The organism is Allobosea sp. 2RAB26 (assembly GCF_052115465.1).
GTDB lineage: Bacteria > Pseudomonadota > Alphaproteobacteria > Rhizobiales > Beijerinckiaceae > Allobosea.
Genome location: NZ_JBFRGS010000001.1, coordinates 242157 through 262676 on the forward strand (window position 1 = coordinate 242157; position 20520 = coordinate 262676).

General features: G+C 67.1%; 20 protein-coding genes. 6 read left to right on the forward strand and 14 right to left on the reverse strand.

The genetic code is table 11. The features are described 5' to 3' along the window. The first annotated feature begins 2 nt into the window (after window positions 1–2). On the forward strand, window positions 3–572 hold the full coding sequence (locus AB4118_RS01110; RefSeq protein ID WP_441487983.1) for a helix-turn-helix domain-containing protein: 570 nt from the start codon (window positions 3–5) through the stop codon (window positions 570–572). A 10-nt stretch (window positions 573–582) separates the two neighbouring features. Here AB4118_RS01110 and AB4118_RS01115 read toward each other — a convergent pair whose 3' ends face one another. Further along, window positions 583–2085 (reverse strand): methyl-accepting chemotaxis protein, encoded by a 1503-nt coding sequence (locus tag AB4118_RS01115; protein WP_441487984.1) that lies wholly within the window; start codon window positions 2083–2085, stop codon window positions 583–585. Between the two features lie 152 nt (window positions 2086–2237). Continuing rightward, window positions 2238–2864, reverse strand: a complete 627-nt coding sequence (locus tag AB4118_RS01120; RefSeq protein WP_441487985.1) for an LbetaH domain-containing protein — start codon at window positions 2862–2864, stop codon at window positions 2238–2240. Window positions 2865–2904: 40 nt separating this feature from the next. Between AB4118_RS01120 and phnN the strand changes: the two genes are divergently transcribed. Next, window positions 2905–3474, forward strand: a complete 570-nt coding sequence (phnN, locus tag AB4118_RS01125) for a phosphonate metabolism protein/1,5-bisphosphokinase (PRPP-forming) PhnN (RefSeq protein ID WP_441487986.1) — start codon at window positions 2905–2907, stop codon at window positions 3472–3474. Here phnN and AB4118_RS01130 read toward each other — a convergent pair whose 3' ends face one another. From AB4118_RS01130 to phnG, 8 genes are read right to left on the reverse strand one after another with little or no spacing between them, the layout of a single operon-like run. Continuing rightward, a complete protein-coding gene (locus AB4118_RS01130; RefSeq protein ID WP_441487987.1) occupies window positions 3475–4170 on the reverse strand; it encodes a DUF1045 domain-containing protein in 696 nt (231 codons plus the stop codon). Beyond that, window positions 4167–5306 (reverse strand): alpha-D-ribose 1-methylphosphonate 5-triphosphate diphosphatase, encoded by a 1140-nt coding sequence (locus AB4118_RS01135; RefSeq protein WP_441487988.1) that lies wholly within the window; start codon window positions 5304–5306, stop codon window positions 4167–4169. Before AB4118_RS01135 ends, AB4118_RS01130 begins: the two co-directional genes overlap by 4 nt. Beyond that, window positions 5306–6004 (reverse strand): phosphonate C-P lyase system protein PhnL, encoded by a 699-nt coding sequence (gene phnL, locus AB4118_RS01140; RefSeq protein ID WP_441487989.1) that lies wholly within the window; start codon window positions 6002–6004, stop codon window positions 5306–5308. The genes AB4118_RS01135 and phnL overlap by 1 nt, the downstream gene beginning before the upstream one ends. 43 nt (window positions 6005–6047) lie before the next feature. Further along, a complete protein-coding gene (phnK, locus tag AB4118_RS01145) occupies window positions 6048–6821 on the reverse strand; it encodes a phosphonate C-P lyase system protein PhnK (RefSeq protein ID WP_441488338.1) in 774 nt (257 codons plus the stop codon). 29 nt (window positions 6822–6850) lie between these two features. Then, a complete protein-coding gene (locus tag AB4118_RS01150; protein ID WP_441487990.1) occupies window positions 6851–7798 on the reverse strand; it encodes an alpha-D-ribose 1-methylphosphonate 5-phosphate C-P-lyase PhnJ in 948 nt (315 codons plus the stop codon). Next, complete coding sequence (locus AB4118_RS01155; protein ID WP_441487991.1) at window positions 7795–8937, reverse strand: carbon-phosphorus lyase complex subunit; 1143 nt, start codon at window positions 8935–8937, stop codon at window positions 7795–7797. The genes AB4118_RS01150 and AB4118_RS01155 overlap by 4 nt, the downstream gene beginning before the upstream one ends. Then, window positions 8937–9539, reverse strand: a complete 603-nt coding sequence (phnH, locus tag AB4118_RS01160; RefSeq protein ID WP_441487992.1) for a phosphonate C-P lyase system protein PhnH — start codon at window positions 9537–9539, stop codon at window positions 8937–8939. The genes AB4118_RS01155 and phnH overlap by 1 nt, the downstream gene beginning before the upstream one ends. Continuing rightward, window positions 9539–9979 (reverse strand): phosphonate C-P lyase system protein PhnG, encoded by a 441-nt coding sequence (phnG, locus tag AB4118_RS01165; RefSeq protein WP_441487993.1) that lies wholly within the window; start codon window positions 9977–9979, stop codon window positions 9539–9541. The genes phnH and phnG overlap by 1 nt, the downstream gene beginning before the upstream one ends. Before the next feature lie 88 nt (window positions 9980–10067). Between phnG and phnF the strand changes: the two genes are divergently transcribed. Then, the gene (gene phnF, locus AB4118_RS01170) at window positions 10068–10817 is read left to right on the forward strand and encodes a phosphonate metabolism transcriptional regulator PhnF (RefSeq protein ID WP_441487994.1); all 750 of its coding nucleotides are present in this window, start codon (window positions 10068–10070) and stop codon (window positions 10815–10817) included. 72 nt (window positions 10818–10889) lie between these two features. Here the strand turns inward: phnF and phnE (AB4118_RS01175) are convergent, their stop codons facing one another. From phnE (AB4118_RS01175) to phnC, 4 genes are all read right to left on the reverse strand, one after another. Next, window positions 10890–11744 carry a phosphonate ABC transporter, permease protein PhnE gene (gene phnE / locus AB4118_RS01175; RefSeq protein WP_441487995.1) on the reverse strand — a complete coding sequence of 285 codons (855 nt, stop codon included), beginning with the start codon at window positions 11742–11744 and terminating at the stop codon, window positions 10890–10892. After that, on the reverse strand, window positions 11741–12622 hold the full coding sequence (gene phnE, locus AB4118_RS01180) for a phosphonate ABC transporter, permease protein PhnE (protein ID WP_441487996.1): 882 nt from the start codon (window positions 12620–12622) through the stop codon (window positions 11741–11743). The genes phnE (AB4118_RS01175) and phnE (AB4118_RS01180) overlap by 4 nt, the downstream gene beginning before the upstream one ends. A 92-nt stretch (window positions 12623–12714) precedes the next feature. Continuing rightward, complete coding sequence (phnD, locus tag AB4118_RS01185; protein ID WP_441487997.1) at window positions 12715–13632, reverse strand: phosphonate ABC transporter substrate-binding protein; 918 nt, start codon at window positions 13630–13632, stop codon at window positions 12715–12717. Window positions 13633–13703: 71 nt separating this feature from the next. Beyond that, window positions 13704–14522 (reverse strand): phosphonate ABC transporter ATP-binding protein, encoded by an 819-nt coding sequence (gene phnC, locus AB4118_RS01190; protein ID WP_441487998.1) that lies wholly within the window; start codon window positions 14520–14522, stop codon window positions 13704–13706. A 225-nt stretch (window positions 14523–14747) separates the two neighbouring features. Between phnC and AB4118_RS01195 the strand changes: the two genes are divergently transcribed. From AB4118_RS01195 to AB4118_RS01205, 3 genes are read left to right on the forward strand one after another with little or no spacing between them, the layout of a single operon-like run. Then, the gene (locus AB4118_RS01195) at window positions 14748–15575 is read left to right on the forward strand and encodes an ImuA family protein (RefSeq protein WP_441487999.1); all 828 of its coding nucleotides are present in this window, start codon (window positions 14748–14750) and stop codon (window positions 15573–15575) included. 19 nt (window positions 15576–15594) lie between these two features. Beyond that, window positions 15595–17064 carry a Y-family DNA polymerase gene (locus AB4118_RS01200; RefSeq protein ID WP_441488339.1) on the forward strand — a complete coding sequence of 490 codons (1470 nt, stop codon included), beginning with the start codon at window positions 15595–15597 and terminating at the stop codon, window positions 17062–17064. After that, window positions 17061–20378 (forward strand): error-prone DNA polymerase, encoded by a 3318-nt coding sequence (locus tag AB4118_RS01205; RefSeq protein ID WP_441488000.1) that lies wholly within the window; start codon window positions 17061–17063, stop codon window positions 20376–20378. The genes AB4118_RS01200 and AB4118_RS01205 overlap by 4 nt, the downstream gene beginning before the upstream one ends. Window positions 20379–20520: the final 142 nt, after the last annotated feature.

Genomic DNA, 20520 nt, shown 5'->3' on the forward strand with positions numbered 1-20520 from the left:
CCATGCGTTCCCAGAGCCCAGACGACCCCAATCAGGCCATCGCCGCCCGCATCCGGATCGAACGGGACACGCGCGGCTGGTCGCTGGCCGATCTCGCGGAGCGTTCAGGCGTCTCGAAGGCGATGATCAGCAAGATCGAGCGCGGCGATGCGAGCCCGACGGCAACCGTGCTCGGGCGGCTGTCGGGAGCTTTTGGCCTGTCGCTCTCGGTGCTGTTGGCCCTGGCCGAGCGCTCGGAAGACCGCATCAGCCGCCATGGCCATCAGCCGGTCTGGCAGGACCCGGAAACCGGCTACGTTCGCCGGACGATCTCGCCGCCCTCCGGAGATATTCTCGAGCTGCTGCAGATCACGCTGCCGCCCGGTGTGCGGGTGCCGTATCCGGCCGCCGCCTTCCTGTTCCAGCGCCAGCAGATCTGGGTTCTGCAGGGCGAGCTCGAATTCCGCGAAGGCGGCGTCACCCACACCCTGCAGCAGGGTGACTGCCTGCAACTCGGGCCGCCGGCGGATTCGTCTTTCTTCAACCCGGGCGCGGGCGAGAGCGTCTATCTCGTCGCCCTCGTCCGGAGATAGGCCAGGGTTCCTAGGCTGCCCGGTGCCGTGCCGCCGCGCGCTGCTCCTGCGTGCGGAAAGCTGCGACGAGCTGGTTCAGCCGCTCGATCTGGCTGAGCAGAGTCCGGGCCGAGGCTGCGCTCTGTTCGGCGAGAGCCGCGTTGCTCTGGGTGATCTCGTCCATATGGCTGACGGTCTGGCTCATCTCGTCGATGCCATTGGCCTGTTCGCCGGACGCCACCGCGATCTCGTTGACGGTGCCGGAGACGCGCATCGAGGCATCGACGATCTTCTCCAGCGTGCCGCCGGCGAGGCGGACGAGCCGGACGCCTTCGGCGACCTCGGCATCGGAAGATCCGATCAGCCCGGTGATGTCCTTGGCGGCTTCAGCCGAGCGCTGGGCAAGCGCCCGGACCTCGGCTGCGACGACGGCAAAGCCGCGTCCGGCATCGCCGGCGCGCGCCGCTTCGACCGCGGCGTTGAGCGCGAGAAGGTTGGTCTGGAAGGCGATGCCGTCGATCACCGTGGTGATCTCCGAGATCTTCTTCGAGGCCTGCTCGATACGGGTCATGGCATCGATCGCGTCGCTGACGATGGTGCCGCCGGTGCGGGCGACGGCGGCGGCGTCATCGGCCAGCGCAACCGACTCGCGCGAAGACTGGGCTGAGGTCTTGACGGACGCGGCGAGCTCTTCGGTCGTGGCCGCCGTCTGTTCGAGCGCGGCGGCCTGTTCCTCGGTGCGTCGCGACAGGTCGTCGGCACCGGACGCGATCTCCTGCGAGGAGGTGGCGATCGAACCCGACGTCGCCTGGATGGTCGTGACCATCTCGCCGAGCTGTTCCATGGCGTGATTGAAATGGCTGCGCAGCAGCGCGTATTCGGGCGGCATCTCCGCGTCCATGCGGAAGGTCAGGTCACCCTTGGCGAGCGCGGCCATGCCTTCGCTGACCAGGCTGACGACCCTGTCGCGCTCGTCCGCCTTGGCCTGCTCGACGGCGCGGGCCTCGGCCTCGACCTTGAGACGGGCGGCCTCGGACGCCTCGAGATAGACCGAGATGGCATAGTCCATGTCGAGCAGGGTCGCCTTGACGATGGCGGTGATCTCGGCGGCGCGGTCTTCGGCGCCCTCGATCTTGCCGCCGAAGCGGCCCTTCGGCCAGCGCGCCTCGAGCACCTTGCCGATCAGCTGCTCCAGCAGCAGGGCATAGCCGCCGATATACCAGCGCGGCTCCAGCCCGATCCTGGCGTGGACCTTGCCGACCGTGGTGACGGCGGCGACGTAATCCTCGTCGAGCCGGCCCCTGGCGATACGATCCCAGTAGCCGAGCTGCTTGCTCTTCGCGTGCTCGATATGGGCGTCGCTGCCGAAGAAAACGCGGGTTTCGGGGAAGGCGCGGACCTGTGCATAGAAGGCGCCGAGCGCATCCGGCAGGGCCTCCAGCAGCGTGTCCTCGACATCGTGGATGCGCCGCAACGCGTCCGGACCGAGCTTCATGAAGTCGCGCCGCCGGGCGAGATCGTCGGATGGTGCCATAGCCGTTTACTCAAGCCTGATGCGCCGAGCCCCCTCGGCACGCCGGCCGAGACTCGGCGATGGCTGGTTAACATCCGAAGAAGATTGCGGCTCTTGCCTGCAGGACGGAGCGTCTGTGGTCCTATGCCGCAGGATTGTCAGTCGCCAGCGGTTCACCGCAGGCCTTCATAGCGCTCGAGAAAGGCTTCGACGGGCAGCGTCCGGAAATCGTCGAGTGCGGTCCGCAAGGCGGCATGATCCCAGTCCCACCAGGATAGCGCGATCAGCCTCTCGGCGATGTCTTCGGGAAAGCGCCTGCGGATCGGCCTGGCCGGGTTGCCGGCGACGATGGTGTAGGCTGGCACGTCCTTGGTGACGACGGCGCCGCCGGCGACGACTGCGCCCGTGCCGATCGAGCGGCCGGCCAGCACGATCGCGCCATGGCCGATCCAGACATCGTGGCCGATCGTCACCGGCGTCGAGCGGCGCCAGGCGAAGAAGGGCGCGTCGTCCTCGGCATCGTCAAAATAAGCGCTGGCGCGGTAGCTGAAATGCGACTGGCTCGCCCGCTGCATCGGGTGGTTGCCGGGGTTGATGCGGGTCATGGCCGCAATCGAACAGAATTTGCCGATTGTCGTGTAAATGACATTCGAGTCGTTCACGACATAGGAGTAGTCCCCCATCGTCGACTCGACGAAGGAGGTGCGCGCGCCGATTTCGGTGTAGCGCCCGAGCGTCGCCTGCCGCACATGAGCGGTCGGGTCGATCACAGGTTCAAGTCCGAGTTTCTTGCCCGCCATGTCATCATCCTCTCAAGATCTGCTGGAACCCTCTGCAGCCATGACGGCCGCAGGATCGGGAGTCCTGGTGCTGGTGGTTGGCCCGTCCGGAGCGGGCAAGGACACGTTGATGGAGGCCGCCCGTGCCGCGCTGGCAGGTGATGGCCGCTTCGCCTTCGTCCGCCGTCTGATCACCCGCCAGGCCATGGCCGGCGCGGAGGACCATGACAGCTGCAGCGAGGCTGAATTCGACGCGACGGAGGCGCGCGGCGCACTCGCGCTCAGCTGGCGCGCCCATGGCCTTTGCTACGGCATTCCGGCCGCGGCGCTGGCTGGCATCGCGAGCGGGCAGGTGGTCATCGCCAATGGCTCGCGCCGGGCCGTTCCCGCGGCCGAGCGTCTTGCCGGCCAGGTGACGGTGGTCAACATCACCGCCCCGAACGAGGTTCTTGCCAGGCGGCTGGCAGCGCGTGGACGCGAAAGCGAGGCCGATATCCGTGCCCGGCTTGCCCGTGAGGTGCCGCTGACGACCGAGCGCGCGCAACTGGTTTCGATCCAGAACGACCGGACCGTGGCCGAGGCGGCTGGCGAGTTCGTCGCCGTGTTGACCGCGCTCAGCCCGCATCGCTGATCAGGCCAGCGGGAAACTGTCGAGCAGGCGGAAGCGGCCTGCCCGCGTGTCCTGCTTGAACAGCGCGATGCGGTCGATCACGGCGGGCTTCGGCGGAACGGCCCGTGCATAGGCGTCGCTGAGGGCGAGTTGCACCGCAGCCCCCTGATCCATCGGCAGCGAGCCGGTCAGCGTCATGTGGAAACGGAAGGCGTCGCCGACATAGGGATAGCCATAGGCTTCGAGATAGGCGCGCTGGGCCGGGGTCAGCGGGTGCTTCAGCCGCCGCGCCATGTCGGCCTCGGCCAGCGGAGCGCGGAACGGCTCGAAGGCCTGGACGAGGGCGAAGGCGAAGTGCTGCAGCGCCGGGCTTTCGGCCGAAGGAGTCAGCGCGATGAAGGAACCGAGCGCAGTGAGACACAGGCCGTCGAGACGGACGCTCTCGAGGCCTGCCGCATAATTATGGGCGAAGGCGCGCAACTGGCCTTCGCTGCGACCGGCAGCCAGTTCGAAGGGCGCCTTCAGCGTGGCGTGGAAACCGTAGCGGCGCGGCTCCTCAGTCAGCGTCGGCCACTGGCTGTGATCGCAGCCGGGCGGCACGAGGGCGGGGACATCCGCGCCGGTGACGGCGTCATAGCCCAGCACGGCGCTGCCGAAGCGCCAGAGGGCGCTGTCGGCGGCGGGGGCGTAATAGAGAGCGTAGCGCGGCGTGCTCAAAATGCGCGCTCGCCCTTCGACCAGACGGCGGCGATCACCGGCGTCGCACCGAGTGCCTTGAAGCGCACCAGGTCGGCGCGCAGGCCGGTCTTGAGATGGCCGCGATCCTTCAGGCCGAGGATGTCGGCGACCTTCCAGGTCACCATGCCCATGGCGTCGGGCAGCGCGATGCCATGGCTGGCATGCAGCTTCAGCACCGCCTGCAGCAGGCTTGCCGGCACATAATCCGAGGAGAGGCCGTCGAGCAGGCCCTTCTCGGCCAGTTCGGAGACCGAGACGCCGCCGGAATGCGAGCCGCCGCGCACGACGTTCGGTGCGCCGGCGATGGTGGCAAGTCCACGCTGTTTCGCGGCAGCCGCCGCCTCGATCGTGGTCGGGAATTCCGAGATCACGGCGCCCGATGCGACACCGGCCTCGACATGGTCGACCGTGGTGTCGTCATGGGTTGCGATCGGGATGCCGCGCGTCCGGAACATCTCGACCACGGCGCTCCAGTTGCTCGGCACATTGGCCGTGCCTTCGGACTGGCGGACGGCGACGTCCTCCTCGAACTCGGCCTCGGTCTTGCCGTTGCCGAGCGCATAGGTGCGCAGGTGCTGAATGTCGCGCCACTGGCGCTGGCCGGGCGTGTGGTCCATCAGCGAGACGAGCTGGACGAGATCGTCCTCGCGATAGGGCTCGATGTCGCGCATCAGGTCCGGGCTGGTCAGTTCGCAGCGCATGTGGATGCGGTGGTCGATGCGGAAGACGCCTTCGGCCTTGCCTTCGCGCAGCGCCTTCATCACGTCGGCGAAGATGTCCTTGCGGTAATCCTTGGCCGAGAAGGGCGTGCCGGCGCAGACCGCGTCATAGACGGTGGTGACCCCGGAGGCCGCCATCTGGGCGTCATGGACCAGCGCGGCTGCAAGCCCGTTCGGCCAGAACACCTTGGGCCGGGGCATGAAGTGCTTTTCCATGTTGTCGGTATGCATCTCGACGAGGCCGGGCGCGACATAGTCGCCGCCGATGTCGATCGCGCCCGGCAATTGTGAGCGGCCCTGGTCGACATCGGTGATCCCGGTTGCGTCGAAGGCGATCGTGCCGGTGACGACCTCGTTCTCCAGGATCAGCTTGGCATTGGTGAGAACGGTCTGCATCAGGCGGCCTTCCGGAATGCGGTGATGTCGAGATAGCGGGTGGCGACGCGCTCGCGCACCGCCTCGTCATGGAAGATCCCGACGATGGCGGACCCGTTTGCGCGCGCCTCACCGATCAGGTCAACCACGACGTCGCGATTGGCGGCATCGAGCGAGGCGGTCGGTTCGTCGATCAGCAGGATCGGCGCCGGATCGACGAAGGAGCGGGCGATGTTGACGCGCTGCTGCTCGCCGCCGGAGAAGGTGGCGGGCGCGAGGTGCCAGAGGCGTTCCGGCAGGTTCAGCCGAGCGAGAATCGCCGTGGCGCGCGCGCTGGCCTCATCAGGGGAGACGCCGCGTGCCAGCAGCGGATCGCGGACGATGTCGAGCGCCGAAACGCGCGGGATCACGCGCAGGAACTGCGAGACGAAACCGAGCGTGCGGCGGCGGATATCGAGCACGGTACGCGGCACGGCCGCGACGATGTCGATGGCCCGGCCGGCATGGGTGATGTGGATATGGCCGGAGCTCGGCCGGTAGTTGCCGTAGAGAATGCGCAGCAGGCTCGACTTGCCGGCGCCGGAGGCTCCGGCCAGGACGAGCGCCTCGCCGGCGTCGACGCTGAAATTGATATTGTCGAAGACAGGCAGCCGGACCCCGCCCTGATTGTGCAGGGTAAAGGTCTTGGCGACGTGCTCGACGTGAATCATCGTGGTCATGGTCGGGATGCCTTGCGCGGTTCCGGTGACGCGATTGTGACGCTCATACGCTCAGCACCGCCGAGGTGAGCAACTGCGTGTAGGCGTGATGGGGGTCGTCCAGGACCTGATCGGTCAGTCCCTGCTCGACGACGCGGCCGTCCTTCATCACCATCAGCCGGTCGGTGAGCAGGCGCGCGACGGCGAGGTCATGCGTGACGATGATGGCGGCCAGACCGAGATCACGGACCAGCACGCGCAGCAGATCGAGCAGCCGCGCCTGCACGGAGACGTCGAGGCCGCCGGTCGGCTCGTCCATGAAGACGAGTTTCGGCTCCGAGACCAATACGCGGGCGATCTGCAGGCGCTGCTGCATGCCGCCCGAGAACTGGCGCGGACGATCGTCGATGCGGTTCTCGGCGATCTCGACACGGGTGAGCCAGTCGAGCGCGCGCTCGCGGATCTTGCCGTAATGCCGGTCGCCGCGGTCCATCAGGCGCTCGCCGACATTGCCGCCGGCCGAGACGTCCATGCGCAGGCCGTCGCGTGGGTTCTGGTGCACGATGCCCCAGGCCGTGCGCATCAGGCGGCGGCGATCCTGCTCGGCGACCGAATAGATGTCGAGCGGCTCGCCGGAGCCGCGAAAGAGCACTTCGCCCTCGTCCGGTGCGTCGATGCCGGCAAGGCAGCGAAGCAGGGTGGATTTGCCCGAGCCGGATTCGCCGACGATGCCGAGCACCTCGCCCGGCCAGAGATCGAAGGAGACATCGGCGCAGCCGATGCGCTCGCCGTAGAAGCGGCTGACGCCGGAGACCGAGAGCAGCGGATCGGGATCGATGCCGAGATCCTGCGGGGAGACATGCTGGGTCATGACTTCGACACCTCGTCCTTGGCCTGCTTGTCGTCGACGAGATGGAGCGCCGATGCGTCGGCCAGCATCGCGCCGCGATGGCCGTCAGCGCGCCGCGTCTCGCAATGGTGGCTGTCGGAGCAGACGAACATGCGCCCGCCGCGGTCGTCCGTGATGACTTCGTCGAGATAGGAATCGGTCGCGCCGCAGAGCCCGCAGGGCTCGTTCCAGCTCTGGATGCGGAAGGGATGGTCCTCGAAGTCGAGGCTGCGCACGCTGGTATAGGGCGGCACCGCATAGATGCGCTTCTCGCGGCCGGCTCCGAAGAGCTGGAGCGAGGGCGACATATGCATCTTGGGATTGTCGAATTTCGGGATCGGCGAGGGCGCCATCACGTAGCGGCCATTGACGTCGACCGGATAGTCATAGGTCGTCGTCACTTCGCCGAAGCGGGCGATATTCTCGTAGAGCTTGACCTGCATCAGCCCGTATTCGGCCCAGGCGTGCATCTTCCGGGTCTCGGCCTCGCGCGGCTCGAGCTTCCGCAGGGGTTCGGGCTGCGGCACCTGGTAGACCATGATCTGCCCGGCCTTGAGCGGCGCTTCCGGGATGCGGTGGCGGGTCTGGATGATGGTGGCCTCGTCCGTCGCCTCGGTCGTGTTCGCATCGGCCGTGCGCTCGAAGAAGCGGCGGATCGAGACGGCGTTGGTGGTGTCGTCCGCGCCCTGGTCGATGACCTTCAGCACATCGTCCGGGCCAATGATCGCGGCGGTGATCTGGATGCCGCCCGTGCCCCAGCCGCGCGCCAACGGCATTTCGCGTGAGCCGAACGGCACCTGATAGCCCGGCACCGCGACCGCCTTGAGCAGGGCGCGGCGGATCATCCGCTTGGTCTGCTCGTCGAGATAGGCATAATTATAAGCCGGCTTCGTATCTTCGCCGGAGACGATCTGATGCAGGGTCATTCCGCGGCCTCCGGCAGGGTGTCTTGCGTCTCTCGGACCTGGGTCTCTTGGGTCTCGTCCGCCAGGCGCTGCTCGCGCTCGCGGCGGATGCGGCGGATCAGTTCGAGCTCACCCTGGAAGTCGACATAATGCGGCAGCTTGAGATGCTCGACGAAGCCGGCCGCTTCGACATTGTCGGAGTGGTAGAGCACGAATTCGTCCTGCTGCGCGGGATACTCTGCCGCCTCGCCGAACTCGCGTGCCTTGAGTGCACGGTCGACCAGCGACATCGACATCGCCTTGCGCTCGGCATGGCCGAAGGCGAGGCCATAGCCGCGCGTGAACTGCGGCGGCACGTCCTTGGTGCCGTTGAACTGGTTGACCATCTGGCATTCGGTCAGCGTGATCTCGCCGAGATCGACGGCGAAGCCGAGTTCCTCGGGCACGAATTCGACGCTGACCTCACCGACCCGGACCTCGCCGACGAAGGGATGCGAATTGCCGTATCCGCGCTGCACGGAATAGCCGAGGCCGAGCATGAAGCCCTCATCGCCGCGCGCCATGGCCTGGAGCCGGACATCACGGTCGGCGGGGAAGGAGACCGGCTCGCGGGTGAGGTCGAAGGGACGCGGATCGCCCTCGGGCGGCTCTTCGGCTTCCATCAGGCCTTCGGCACCGAGAATGTCGGGCACGCGCGGCATGGTGGCGTCGAGCGGGTCGGCCGCCGCCGCTGGTACTGCGACAGGCGAGGCGCCATCCATCAGCGCGAAATCGAACAGGCGGTGGGTGTAGTCATAGGTCGGGCCAAGCACCTGGCCACCCGGCAGATCCTTGTAGGTGGCGGATACGCGGCGGCGGATCGCCATCTGCGCCGTGTCAACCGGCTCCGACGAGCCGAAGCGCGGCAAGGTCGTGCGATAGGCCCGCATCAGGAAGGCGGCCTCGATCGCGTCGCCCTGCGCCTGCTTCAGCGCCAGCGCCGCGAGATCGGGATCGTAGAGCGAGCCTTCGTTCATGACGCGGGCGCAGGCGAGCCCCATCTGCTCGCGGATCTGCGCGACGGCCAATTCGGGCACGGCCTCGTTGCCGCGGCGGGCTTCCGCGATGAGATCATGTGTGGCGAGGATGGCGGCCTCGCCCCCCTTGACGGCGACATACATCAGCGGGCCTCCAGGATCTGCGTCGAGCGCGGCAGGCCGATGATCGCCTCGCCATGGCTGAGGATAAGGTCGATGCCGAGGGGGTAGCGCGCGGCATTGGCCGTGACCTCGGTCCAGAAGCCGGGGCGCAGTCCCTTCGGTGCAATCTCGTGGCTGTCAGCAATGCCCGGGCCGGCCAGCGTCACGGCGTCGCCACCTGCGAGGCTGGCGCATTGTACGATCACGCTGGTCGAGCGATCCGGAAACTGGTCGGTGCCGGGGCTGAAGGCGGACAGCGCCGGAGCGATATCGGTGCCGTTCAGCACGGCGAAGGCGGCTTCATCAGGGCTTTCGACCAATGTCGCGCCGCAATGGAAGCGCAGCCAGGCGCCGGCGGGGCCGGCCCGCAGATCGGCCGGCAGCCAGATCGGCGTCTCGTAATCGGCAAGGGTCAGCAGGGCGATGGCGGTTGCCGGTTCCAGTCCTGCCGGCGCAGCAAAGCCGGTTGCGACGTCCTGGACGAGACCTGGCTCCGACAAGGCGGCGAGCAGGGCGCGGAAGGCGGCCTGGGACTGGAAGACCGGGTCGGAAAGGCCGGCGCCAATGAGTGTGTCGTTCTGCATCACGCGCCCCGGACCAGAGTGAAGAAATCGACCTTGGTGGCTGCAGCCTTGCGGGAGGCGAGGGTGCGCGCCGCCTGCTGGCGATCTGCGAGTTCGGCGACGCCGCTGCGGAGCGGCCCAGCCTCGCCTTCGCCCTGCAACAGCCCGTCGATCACGGCTGCGAGCCGCGCCTTGCGGCCATCGCGACCGAGAGCGTAGGAAAAGCCCATGGTGCCGTCGCCGAGGCGCACGACGCAGCGCGTCACGGTGGCTTCGCCGAGGTTGAAGCGGCGTCCCGCGCCGCCGGCGCGGCCCTCGACCATGACGGTCCCGGTTTCGGGCGCCTTCAGCACGTCATGGTCGGGCAGGGCGCCGAGCCCGCCGGCGAGACTCTCGATCTCGGCGCGTGAGGCTCGGGCGAGGATTGCCAGCCATTGCTGTCGTGGAGTGGTCCCGCTCATCTCAGGTCGCTCTCTGGTCAGGGCCTAATGTCTAGACTACGATAAGGTCGTCACGGGGAAAGGTCTATACATTTTGGATGAAGCTTTGATGACGGATGCCCATGCAGCCAGCCAGGCCGGCGAAGCCGCCACGGCATGGCGGCGTATCGCGGACGAGATCGAAGCGGCGATCGGGCGCGGCGAATATGAGACGGGCGCCACATTGCCCTCTTCGCTCGCGCTGGCTGAGCGCTATGGCGTGCACCGGCATACGGTTCGCCAGGCCTTTCGGCATCTCGCCGATCGTGGGCTGGTCAGCGTCTCTCGCGGTCGCGGGACGCAGGTCACGGCGCCGCGCTTCCCCTATCGCATCGGCCGGCGCGTCAGCATGCGGACCAATTTTGGTGCGGCCGGCATCACCGTGGCAGGCTCGATCCTGGGCGCCGAGATCGTCAAGGGCGCGGCGGAAACCTGCGCGGCGCTGCGATTGGAGGACGGGGCGCCGCTCTGGCGGATCGAGACGCTGAGCCTTGCCGGTGGCGTGCCGGTGAGCACCGGCGTGCATCTCCTTTCGGCCGAGCGCTTCCCGGATTTCGACAAGATGCTGAGCCGAGCCGGCTCGTCGATCTCGGCAGCCTTCGCCGCCTGCGGCATCCCGGATTATGTGCGACTCTCGACACGGCTTTCGGCGCGGCTCGCCAGCGAGCGCGAGGCGTTGCTGCTCAGGATCGAGCCCGGCGCCGCGGTCATGCTCTCCGCGGCTGTCGACGCGCTGCCTGACCTGACCCCGATCCATCTGGTCGATGGCATCTTTGCCGGCGAGCGGATGGAAATGGTGGTCGAGCCGTTCACGGAGTGAGGGCAGCCGCTCGTGCTCCCGGCGAGGTGCGAATGGTCGGGGCAGGCCCGGGCCATATGACGAGCCTGTCCGTCAGATGGCCCTTTTGCCGATGATAGCGAAGCGCAGCTTGCTGGACAGGAAGTCGATCGCGGTCACGGCGGCAAGCACGAGCAGGATCAGGAACGAGACCTGTTGCCATTCCAGGGTGCGGATGGTCTCGGCGAGATAGAGGCCGATGCCGCCGGCGCCGACAATGCCGATGATGGTCGAGGAGCGGGTGTTCGACTCGATATAGTAGAGCACCTGGCTGGCGATGACCGGCAACACCTGCGGGATCAGGCCGAAGCGGATCTCGTGGAGCTTGCCGCCGCCGGAGGAGGTCACGCCCTCGACGGGCTTGCGGTCGGCGGATTCGATCGCTTCCGAATAGAGCTTGCCGAAGGCGCCGAGATCGCTGGTCATGATTGCGAGCATGCCGGCGAAGGGGCCGAGGCCTACGACATTGACCCAGATCAGGGCCCAGATCAGGGCATCGACGCCGCGCACGGTGTCGAGCGAGCGGCGCGCCAGGAAATGGATGACGCGGTTGGCGACGACGTTCTTGGCTGCGAGGAAGCCGAGCGGGAAGGCGAGGATCGCGGCGAGGATGGTGCCGAGAAAGGCGATGGCGATGGTCTCGAACAGCGCTTTCACGAAGATCACGGCGCGGGCCGCAGAGCCGGGATCCGGCGGCAGCATCAGCACGACGAATGTGCCGAGATTGCCGATGCCGGTGATGATCTTCCAGAACGAGACTTCCAGTGTGGTCAGGCCATAGAGGAAGAGGCCGAGCAGGGCGGCAACGACCGCGATGGTGGTCAGGCGTGTCTTCAGCGAGCCGTCGATGGCGCCTTGGTGGCGACGGACGAGATCGGCGCGCTCGGTGGCGGTGAGGACGAGGCTCATGAGCGGTGCTCCAGGTTGAGCAGGGCGTGGCGCAGGCGCTCGGTGCCGTAGTCGATCAGCATGACGGTGACGATGATCAGCAGCAGGATGGCGCTGACATCGGTGAAGTAGAACTTGCGGATGGCTTCGATCAGATCCTGGCCGATGCCGCCGGCACCGACGAAGCCCATGATCGAGGCGCCGCGGACATTGATCTCGAAGCGCAGCAGCGCGTAGCTGGCGAAATTGGAAAGCACCTGCGGGACGACGGCAAAGCGGATCGTCTGCCACCAGCCCGCGCCTGTCGCGGTGAGGCCGTCGACCGGCTTCATGTCGATGTTCTCGACCACCTCGGAGAAGAGCTTGCCCATCGCACCCATGGTGTGGATCGCGATGGCGAGCACGCCCGGCAGCGGGCCGAGGCCGAAGGCGATGACGAAGATCAGCGCGAAGACGATCTCCGGCACGGTGCGGCAGAATTCGAGGAATCGGCGGGTGGCCCAGCGCAGCCAGCCGGCACGGCCGAGATTGGCGGCGGCGGAAAAGCAGAGCAGGAAGCCGCCGACGGCGCCCAGCACGGTGCCGACATAGGCAATCAACAGGGTTTGCCAGAGCAGTTTCAGCCAGCCGTTCAGGCCCCAGTACCATTCCTTGAGATCGGCACCGAGCGTGGCGAGGTGCAGGGTCGGCAGGGTCTCGAGGATGTATTTCGGGAAACGCCAGGCGTTTGCGGCGAATTTCGCGAGATCGACCTCCGAGCCGATCGCGGAGAGGGTGACGCAGGCGATGAAGATGGCGGCGCCGAGCAGGGCCTGGCGGCGCTTTGCGCCCATCTCGCGCCGATAGAGATCGGCATGGCCGCGAATGGCGGGGTCGTTGCGATCGATCGTCAGGGTCATGTTGGTTCCGTCGCGGGGTTCGCCAGTCGCGGCGGGACGCCACTCCGTCACGGCCGGGACATGCCCGGCCATGACGGTCGGCGGGTAAGCGCTTACGAAGACTTCTTCTTGCGGAGCGCGTCGACGAACTTGTTCAGTTCGATGATCGGGTCGTAGGCCTTGTTGTCGACCGCGACGAGCGGGCCCTGCTTGCCTTCATAGATCTTGTCGAAGGCGACCTTGTCCTTGGTGGCGAGGTTGAGGACGGCGTCGCGGATCGAGGCCTTGAGCGGCTCCGGCAGGTCGGAAAGATAGGCCATCGGCGAGTTCACGATCTGCTCGGACTTGTAGATGATCCGGAAATCGTCGGCCTTGACCATGTTCTTGCGGGCCATGCGCTGCAGGTTGGATTCCTGCTCGTCGTTCCACCAGTTGGCGGCGATGTCGACGGTGCCCTGGCCGAGCGCGATGACCGCGTTCTCGTGGCTGCCGGTATAGACGACCTTGCCGAAGAAGGTCTCGGGCTCGATCTTCATGCCGTCGAGCACGAAGCGCGGCACATTGTTGCCAGAGGTGGAATTGGGATCGACGAGGCCGAGATTCTTGCCCTTCAGGTCCTCGACCTTCTGATAGGGCGAGTCCTTCTTCACGTAGAAGACGGAGTGGTAGCCCTTGGTGCCGTCGAGATTGGTCTCGATCGCGAAGGCATCGACCTTGGCGCCGGTCATGCGGGCGCGGGCGAAGGAGGCGGGGCCGTACATGCCGATATGGATGTTGCCGGCGCGCTGGCCTTCGATGATCGCGGCATAGTCGTTGGCGATGCGCAGCGTCACCTTGGTGCCGAGTTCCTTCGCGAGGTAGTTGACGAAGGGGGTGTAGCGCTCGACGACGCCAGACGCGTTCTCGGACGGGATGATGGCGAAGATCAGCTCCGGATACTTGGCTTTCCAGTCCTGCGCGAAGGCGGGAGCGGCGAGCGTCGCGGCCAGGCCGGCGGCGGCGAGCGTGAGGGTATGACGACGGGTCAGCATGGTTTGCTCCTGTTGAAGGCTGTTGGTGGTCTTTTCAGGCGTGAGTGGTCCTGGCCGGGCTTGAACCCGGCTCAGGCTGCGGTCTGCTTGGCGCGCTTGGCTTCGGCGATGGCGATGGCATCGAGCGCGTCGAGCGCCTCGGCGCCGGCATCCTTGGCCTCGATGCCGTAGAGTTCGGCCGCGATCTCGCGGGTCAGCGCCTGCGGCACGTCGTCGAACACGACCTTGCCTGCGGCCATGCCGATCAGTCGGTCGCAATATTTCGCCGCGATATCGAGATCATGCAGATTGCAGATCACGGTGATGCCGTCCTCGCGATTAATGCGGAAGAGCGCATCCATCACGACCTGGGTGTTGCGCGGATCGAGCGAAGCGATCGGCTCGTCGGCAAGGATGACCTTCGGCTCCTGGACCAAGGCACGGGCGATCGCGACGCGCTGCTGCTGGCCGCCCGAAAGGGTCTCGGCGCGTTGGGCGAGCAGATGGCCCATGTCGAGACGCTCGAGTGCGGCGATGGCGCGGATCTTGTCGTCCGGCGAGAAGCTCTTCACCAACGTCAGGAAGGCCGAGCGGTGATTGAGCCGGCCAAGCAGGACATTGGTCAGCACGTCGAGGCGGCCGACGAGATTGAACTGCTGGAAGATCATCGCGGTGTCGCGACGCCAGGCGCGCAGTTCGGCGCCCTTCAATGCGGTGACATCGCGCTCGTCGCTGATCAGGCGGCCGGAACTCGGCTCCGCCAAGCGGTTGATCATGCGCAGCAGGGTCGACTTGCCGGCGCCGGAGCGGCCGATGACGCCGACCATTTCGCCCTTCGGGATCGACAGCGAGACATTGTCCACGGCGGCTTTGCCGCTGAAGCGCTTGGTCAGGCCTTCGATACGCAGCATGAACGGTCTTCCCATCGAGGAGCGAGCATGGCGACATCCGGACATGGGCGAGGCGCAGTCCGGAGCTCATGCTCTCTTGCAGTGCGCAAACCGGTATCGGCGACAGATGACAGGGCCGTGACAGCAGGATCGGGGGCTGTGGGGCGGGGCGTCACGGAGGCTGTTGACTCGTCTGAGGCGGCGGAGTCATAAAGAACAAAATAGGAACATTTGGAGTGCCAAGACGTGAGCGATCATGCCGTCGCCGCGCTGCGGCGAAGCATTGCCGGTTTGGAAAGCGTCTCCGTCTCGCTGGGCGAGGAGGCGAGCTTCAGCCTTGGCCACGCGGCGGCCGATGCGGCGCTGGGGCCGCTGCGCCGCCATGCCCTGCACGAGATCGTGGCTGCGGCGCATCAGGCTCCAGCGGCGACGGGCTTCGTCGCCGGGCTGATCGCGCGGCTGGAGCGGCGGCCGGTCGTCTGGCTGCGGCAGGATTCCGCCGGCGCGGAAGGGGGCGAACTCTATGCGCCGGGGCTTGCGGCGTTCGGGCTCGATCCCGACCGGGTGCTTGCGGTGCGGGGGCGCGATCCGCTTGCCGTGCTGAAGGCGGCGGGCGACGCCTTTCCGCGCGGCAATGACCCGCGCTCGGGTATCGGCGCGGTGGTGATCGAGCTCGAAGGTGCGCCGGCCTGCCTCGATCTCACGGCCAGCCGGCGTCTCGTCCTGGCGGCGCGGGATGCCGGCGCGACGGCTTTTCTCCTGCGGCTGGGAAGCAGTCCTGCTCCAAGCGCGGCGACGATCCGCTGGTCGGTTTCGGCGGCGCCTTCGGAGGGACGGATGAGAGCGCATGGGCCGGGCCGGCCGAATTTTGCGGTCACGGTGCTGCGCAACCGGCATGGGGCGACAGGGCAGTGGGTGATGGAGTGGGACAGTCATGCGTATAGCTTCCGCGAGCCGCTTCCTGTCGCTCTGGTTCCCGCGCCTGCCCATCGACCGGATCAGGCGCAGCCAGGGCGCATCCGTTCGGGCAATATCGCAGAGGCCTGGCCCGCAGCCCGGCGGGCCAGCGGATGATCCTGGTCCTCTTGTTGTGGTGGGCAAGGCGAAGGGCGCCTTCCGGCTGACGAGCCTCGATGCCGAAGCCGAACGTCTCGGCCTTCATGCGACCATGGCGCTGGCCGATGCGCGGGCGATGATCCCGCGGCTGGTCGTGGTCGAGGAGGACAGGGCGGCCGATGCGGCCCTGCTCTGCGCCGTTGCCGACTGGTGCGACCGCTATACACCGCTGGTCGCGCTCGATGGTGAGGATGGATTGCTGCTCGATATCTCGGGCTGCACCCATCTCTTTGGCGGCGAGGCCGCGCTTGGCCGCGACTGCCTGCTTCGGCTGAAACGACAGGGCTTTACGCTGCGCGCCGCCATTGCCGGGACGGCGCGCGCCGCCTGGGGTGTCGCGCGCTATGGGCGCGGCGGCATCGTGCCGCCGGACGGGGAGAGCGAGGCCCTGTGGCCCTTGCCGACCGCGGCGCTTGGACTGGAGGCGGCACGGCAGCACGGGCTCGCGCGCATGGGCCTCACCCATATCGCCGATCTGGAGACGCGGCCGCGCGCGCCGCTGGCCGCCCGTTTCGGCCGCGACCTGCTCGACAGGCTCGACCAGGCGCTTGGCCGCCTGCCGCAGGCGCTGTCCCCGCGACGACCGCTGCCGGACTGTATGGCGGAGCGGCGTTTTGCCGAGCCGCTGGCGCATGAGGCCGGTATCCGGGCCGCCCTGGCCGGCCTGGAGGAAAGTCTCGCCGGCATGCTGGAAGCGCGGGGCGAAGGCGCAAGACTGTTCGAGGCGAGCTTTTTCCGCAGTGACGGGGCCGTGCGCCGTCTCGGCATCGAGACCGGGATGCCGTTGCGCGATCCGGCTGCGCTCGACCGGCTCTTCGCCCTGAAGCTGGATGCCTTGGCGGACCCGCTCGATCCCGGCTTCGGCTTCGACCTGATCCGGCTCTCGGCCGGTGCGACCGAGCCTTTCGCCGTCGATCAGGGAACGCTCGCCGCCGGGGGGAAGGAGGAGCCCGACGAAGCCGCCGCCGAGCGGGCATTGACGGAGGTCGCCGATGCGATCGCGGCCCGGATCGGCCCGGATCGCGTGCGGCGTTTCTTGGCGCAGGACAGCCATGATCCCGAGCGTGCGGCGCTGGCGGTGCCCGCCCTGCGGCATGGCGAGCTTGTACGGCTCGGCCTTTCCCCAGACTGGCCGGCACCGAGCGCTGCCCCGGAACGGCCCCTGCGGCTGCTGTCGCGGCCTGAGCCGATCGAGGTCCTGGCCGAAATTCCGGACGGACCGCCGACGCGTTTCCGCTGGCGGCGCGTGCTGCATGAGGTCGCCAAGGCGGAGGGGCCGGAGCGGATCGCCGCCGAATGGTGGGCGACGACGGGCAGGATCGCGCCGACCCGCGACTATTTTCGCGTCGAAGAGCCGGGCGGGAGGCGCTTCTGGCTTTATCGCGACGGACTCTATGGCCGCGAGGCCGCGCATCCACCCTGGTTCATGCACGGGCTTTTCGCGTGAGCGGGCTCAATGACAATCGCCTGGTCGAGGCTGCCCCGGGAGGACCAGCCGCGCGCTATGCCGAACTCGCGGTTACCTCCAACTTCTCCTTCCTGCGCGGAGCCTCGAGTCCGGAGGAACTGGTTGGCCGGGCGGCCGAACTCGACCTTGCCGGAATCGGGCTCGCCGACCGCAATTCTCTGGCCGGCGTGGTGCGGGCCCATGCGGCGATGCGCGAGGGGGGTATCGCCACAACGAAGCTGACATTCGCGGTCGGGGTCCGCCTCGTCCTGTCCGATGGCACGCCCGACCTGCTCGCCTATCCCCAGGATCGCGACGCCTATGGCAGGCTCTGCCGCCTGCTGACCCACGGCAAGATGAAGGTCGAGAAGAAGGGCGAATGCATCCTCACGCTCTCCGACCTGCGCGAATTCGCGGAAGGCATGCTGCTGATCCTGATGCCGGACCGGCGGCCGGACAGCGAGATCGCGGCGGCACTCGCGAGCGTTTTCGAATTTGCGCGCGGTCGACTCTGGCTGGGTATCGACATGCCGCATCGCGGCGACGACCGGCGCCGCGCCGATGCATTGGTGCAGCTCGCGACCAGGGCGGGCGTGCCCTGCCTTGCCGTCAACGACGTGCTCTATCATGCGCCCGAGCGGCGGCCCTTGCAGGATGTCGTCAGCTGCATCCGCGAGCATGTCCCGATCGAGCGAGCCGGGCGCATGCTGGAGGCCCATGCCGAGCGCCATCTCAAATCGCCGCGCGAGATGGCCCACCTGTTCCGGCACGCGCCGGAGATGGTGGCGGAGACGGTGCGCTTCCTCGAACGCTGCCGGTTCTCGCTCGACCAGTTGCAATATGAGTATCCGGACGAGCCGGTGCCGCCGGGCAGCACCCCGCAGGAACATCTGGAGCATCTCGCCTGGGAAGGAGCGAACAGGCGCTATCCCGAGGGCATCCCGAGCAAGGTACGCGACCTGCTGCACAAGGAATTCGCACTGATCGCGAAGCTCGATTACGCGCGCTACTTCCTGACGGTCCACGACATCGTGCGCTTCGCCCGTGCACAGGAGCCGCCGATCCTGTGCCAAGGCCGGGGCTCGGCGGCGAATTCGGCGGTCTGCTACTGCCTCTGGGTCACCGCGGTCGACCCGATGGAGGGCAATTCGCTCCTGGCCCGCTTTCTCTCCGAACAGCGCAAGGAGCCGCCCGATATCGATGTCGACTTCGAGCATGAGCGGCGCGAGGAGGTGATGCAGTATATCTATGAGCGCTATGGCCGGCTGCGCGCCGGCATCTGCGCGACGGTGATCTGCTATCGGCCGCGTAGCGCCATTCGCGAGGTCGGCAAGGTGCTCGGCCTGAGCGAGGATGTCACGGCCGCGCTCGCCAACACGGTCTGGGGCAGCTGGGGCGACGGCCTGCCGGAAAACCATGTCCGGCAGGCGGGGCTCGACCCCGCCAATCCGATGATCGCGCGCGCGGCCGCGCTGGCTACCGAACTGATCGGCTTTCCCCGCCATCTCTCGCAGCATGTCGGCGGCTTCGTGCTGACGCGCGGGCGGCTCGATGAATGCGTGCCGATCGGCTGGGGCGGCATGAAGGACCGCAGCTTCATCGAGTGGGACAAGGACGATATCGACGCGCTCAGGATGATGAAGGTCGATGTGCTCGCGCTCGGCATGCTGACCTGCATCCGCAAGGCGCTCGACCTGATCGCCCTGCACGGGGGCAAACGCTGGGAGCTGGCGACGATCCCACCCAAAGATGGCGAGGTCTACGACATGCTCTGCCGGGCCGATGCGATCGGCGTCTTCCAGGTCGAGAGCCGGGCGCAGATGAACATGCTGCCGCGACTGAGGCCGAAGGAATTCTACGATCTCGTCATCGAGGTCGCGATCGTCCGGCCGGGCCCGATCCAGGGCAATATGGTCCACCCCTATCTGCGGCGGCGGAAAAATCCGGATGAGGTCGTCTACCCCAGGCCCGCACCGGAACATGGGCCTCCAGACGAGCTGGAACAGGTTCTGAAAAAGACGCTCGGCGTGCCGCTGTTCCAGGAGCAGGCCATGCGCATCGCCATCGAGGCGGCGAAGTTCACCGAGGATGAGGCCAATGGTCTGCGGCGTGCCATGGCGACCTTCCGTCATGTCGGCACGATCCAGAATTTCGAGGCGATGATGGTCGAGCGCATGGTCGCGCGCGGCTATGACCGCGCCTTCGCGTCCGCGTGTTTCAATCAGATCAAGGGCTTTGGCGAATACGGTTTTCCGGAGAGCCACGCGGCCTCCTTCGCCCTGCTGGTCTATGCCTCGGCCTGGCTCAAGCATCACCATCCCGCCGCTTTCACCGCAGCGCTACTGAACTCGCAGCCCATGGGTTTCTATGCGCCAGTGCAGATCATTCGCGCTGCGCAGGACAACAAGGTCGAGATCCGGCCAGCCGACATCAACCTGAGCGATCATGACAACACGCTGGAGCGACGCGAGGACGGCGCACTTGCGATGCGGCTCGGTCTGCGCCAGATCGACGGGATCTCGAAGGCTTTTGTCGAGGCGCTCGTGACGGCGCGCGAGCAGGGTTATGACAGCGTCGAGGCCCTGGCGCGGGGCGCCAGGTTGCCCACGCGTGCCCTCGTTGCGCTGGCCGATGCCGATGCCTTCGGTTCACTCGGGCTCAGCCGGCGCGAGGCGCTCTGGGAGGTGCGCAGGCTCCCGGATGACAGGCCACTGCCGCTTTTTGCGGCGAGCGAGAGCGCCGAACTCGCCCAGGAGCCCGAGACCCTGCTGCCGCGTATGCGGGACTCCGAACAGGTCATCGCGGATTACCAGCATCTGCGCCTGTCGCTGAAGGGACATCCGATGCAGTTCCTGCGTCCGCTTTTCGCACGTGAGCGGGCCCTGAGCTGCGAGCAGGTTCTGGCAGCATCTGATGGCACGCGCTGCCGGCTGGCGGGCATCATCACGGTGCGCCAGCGGCCGGGCAGTGCCAAGGGGGTGATGTTCATGACGCTGGAGGACGAGACCGGCATCGCCAATGCGGTGCTCTGGCCAAAGACCTTCGAGCGTTACCGCCGGCAGGCGATGGGTGCGCGACTTGTCCTGCTCGCCGGCCGGCTGCAACGCAGTCCGGAAGGCATCGTCCATCTCGTCGTCGACAGGATCGAGGATCGCTCGGAGGAACTGGCGCGGCTGGCCGACGGGCTGCTGCACCGCACCCTGGCGCGGGCCGACGAGGTGCAGCACCTGCAATCCGACAGCCGCCTGCCACCACGCCAGCACACTCACCCGCGCAATGTCAGGGTGCTGCCGCGCTCTCGCGACTTCCACTAAAGGCTTAATTCGGCCACAGACCCCCGAAATCTGCCGCCAGCAGCCCATTCCGGACTTGTTTCGTGTCTTGGTTCCGGTCTTGCATGCGAAAAAGCCGGTTGGTTCACTAAACCGTCGCGGCCGTCATGAAACCACACTTACG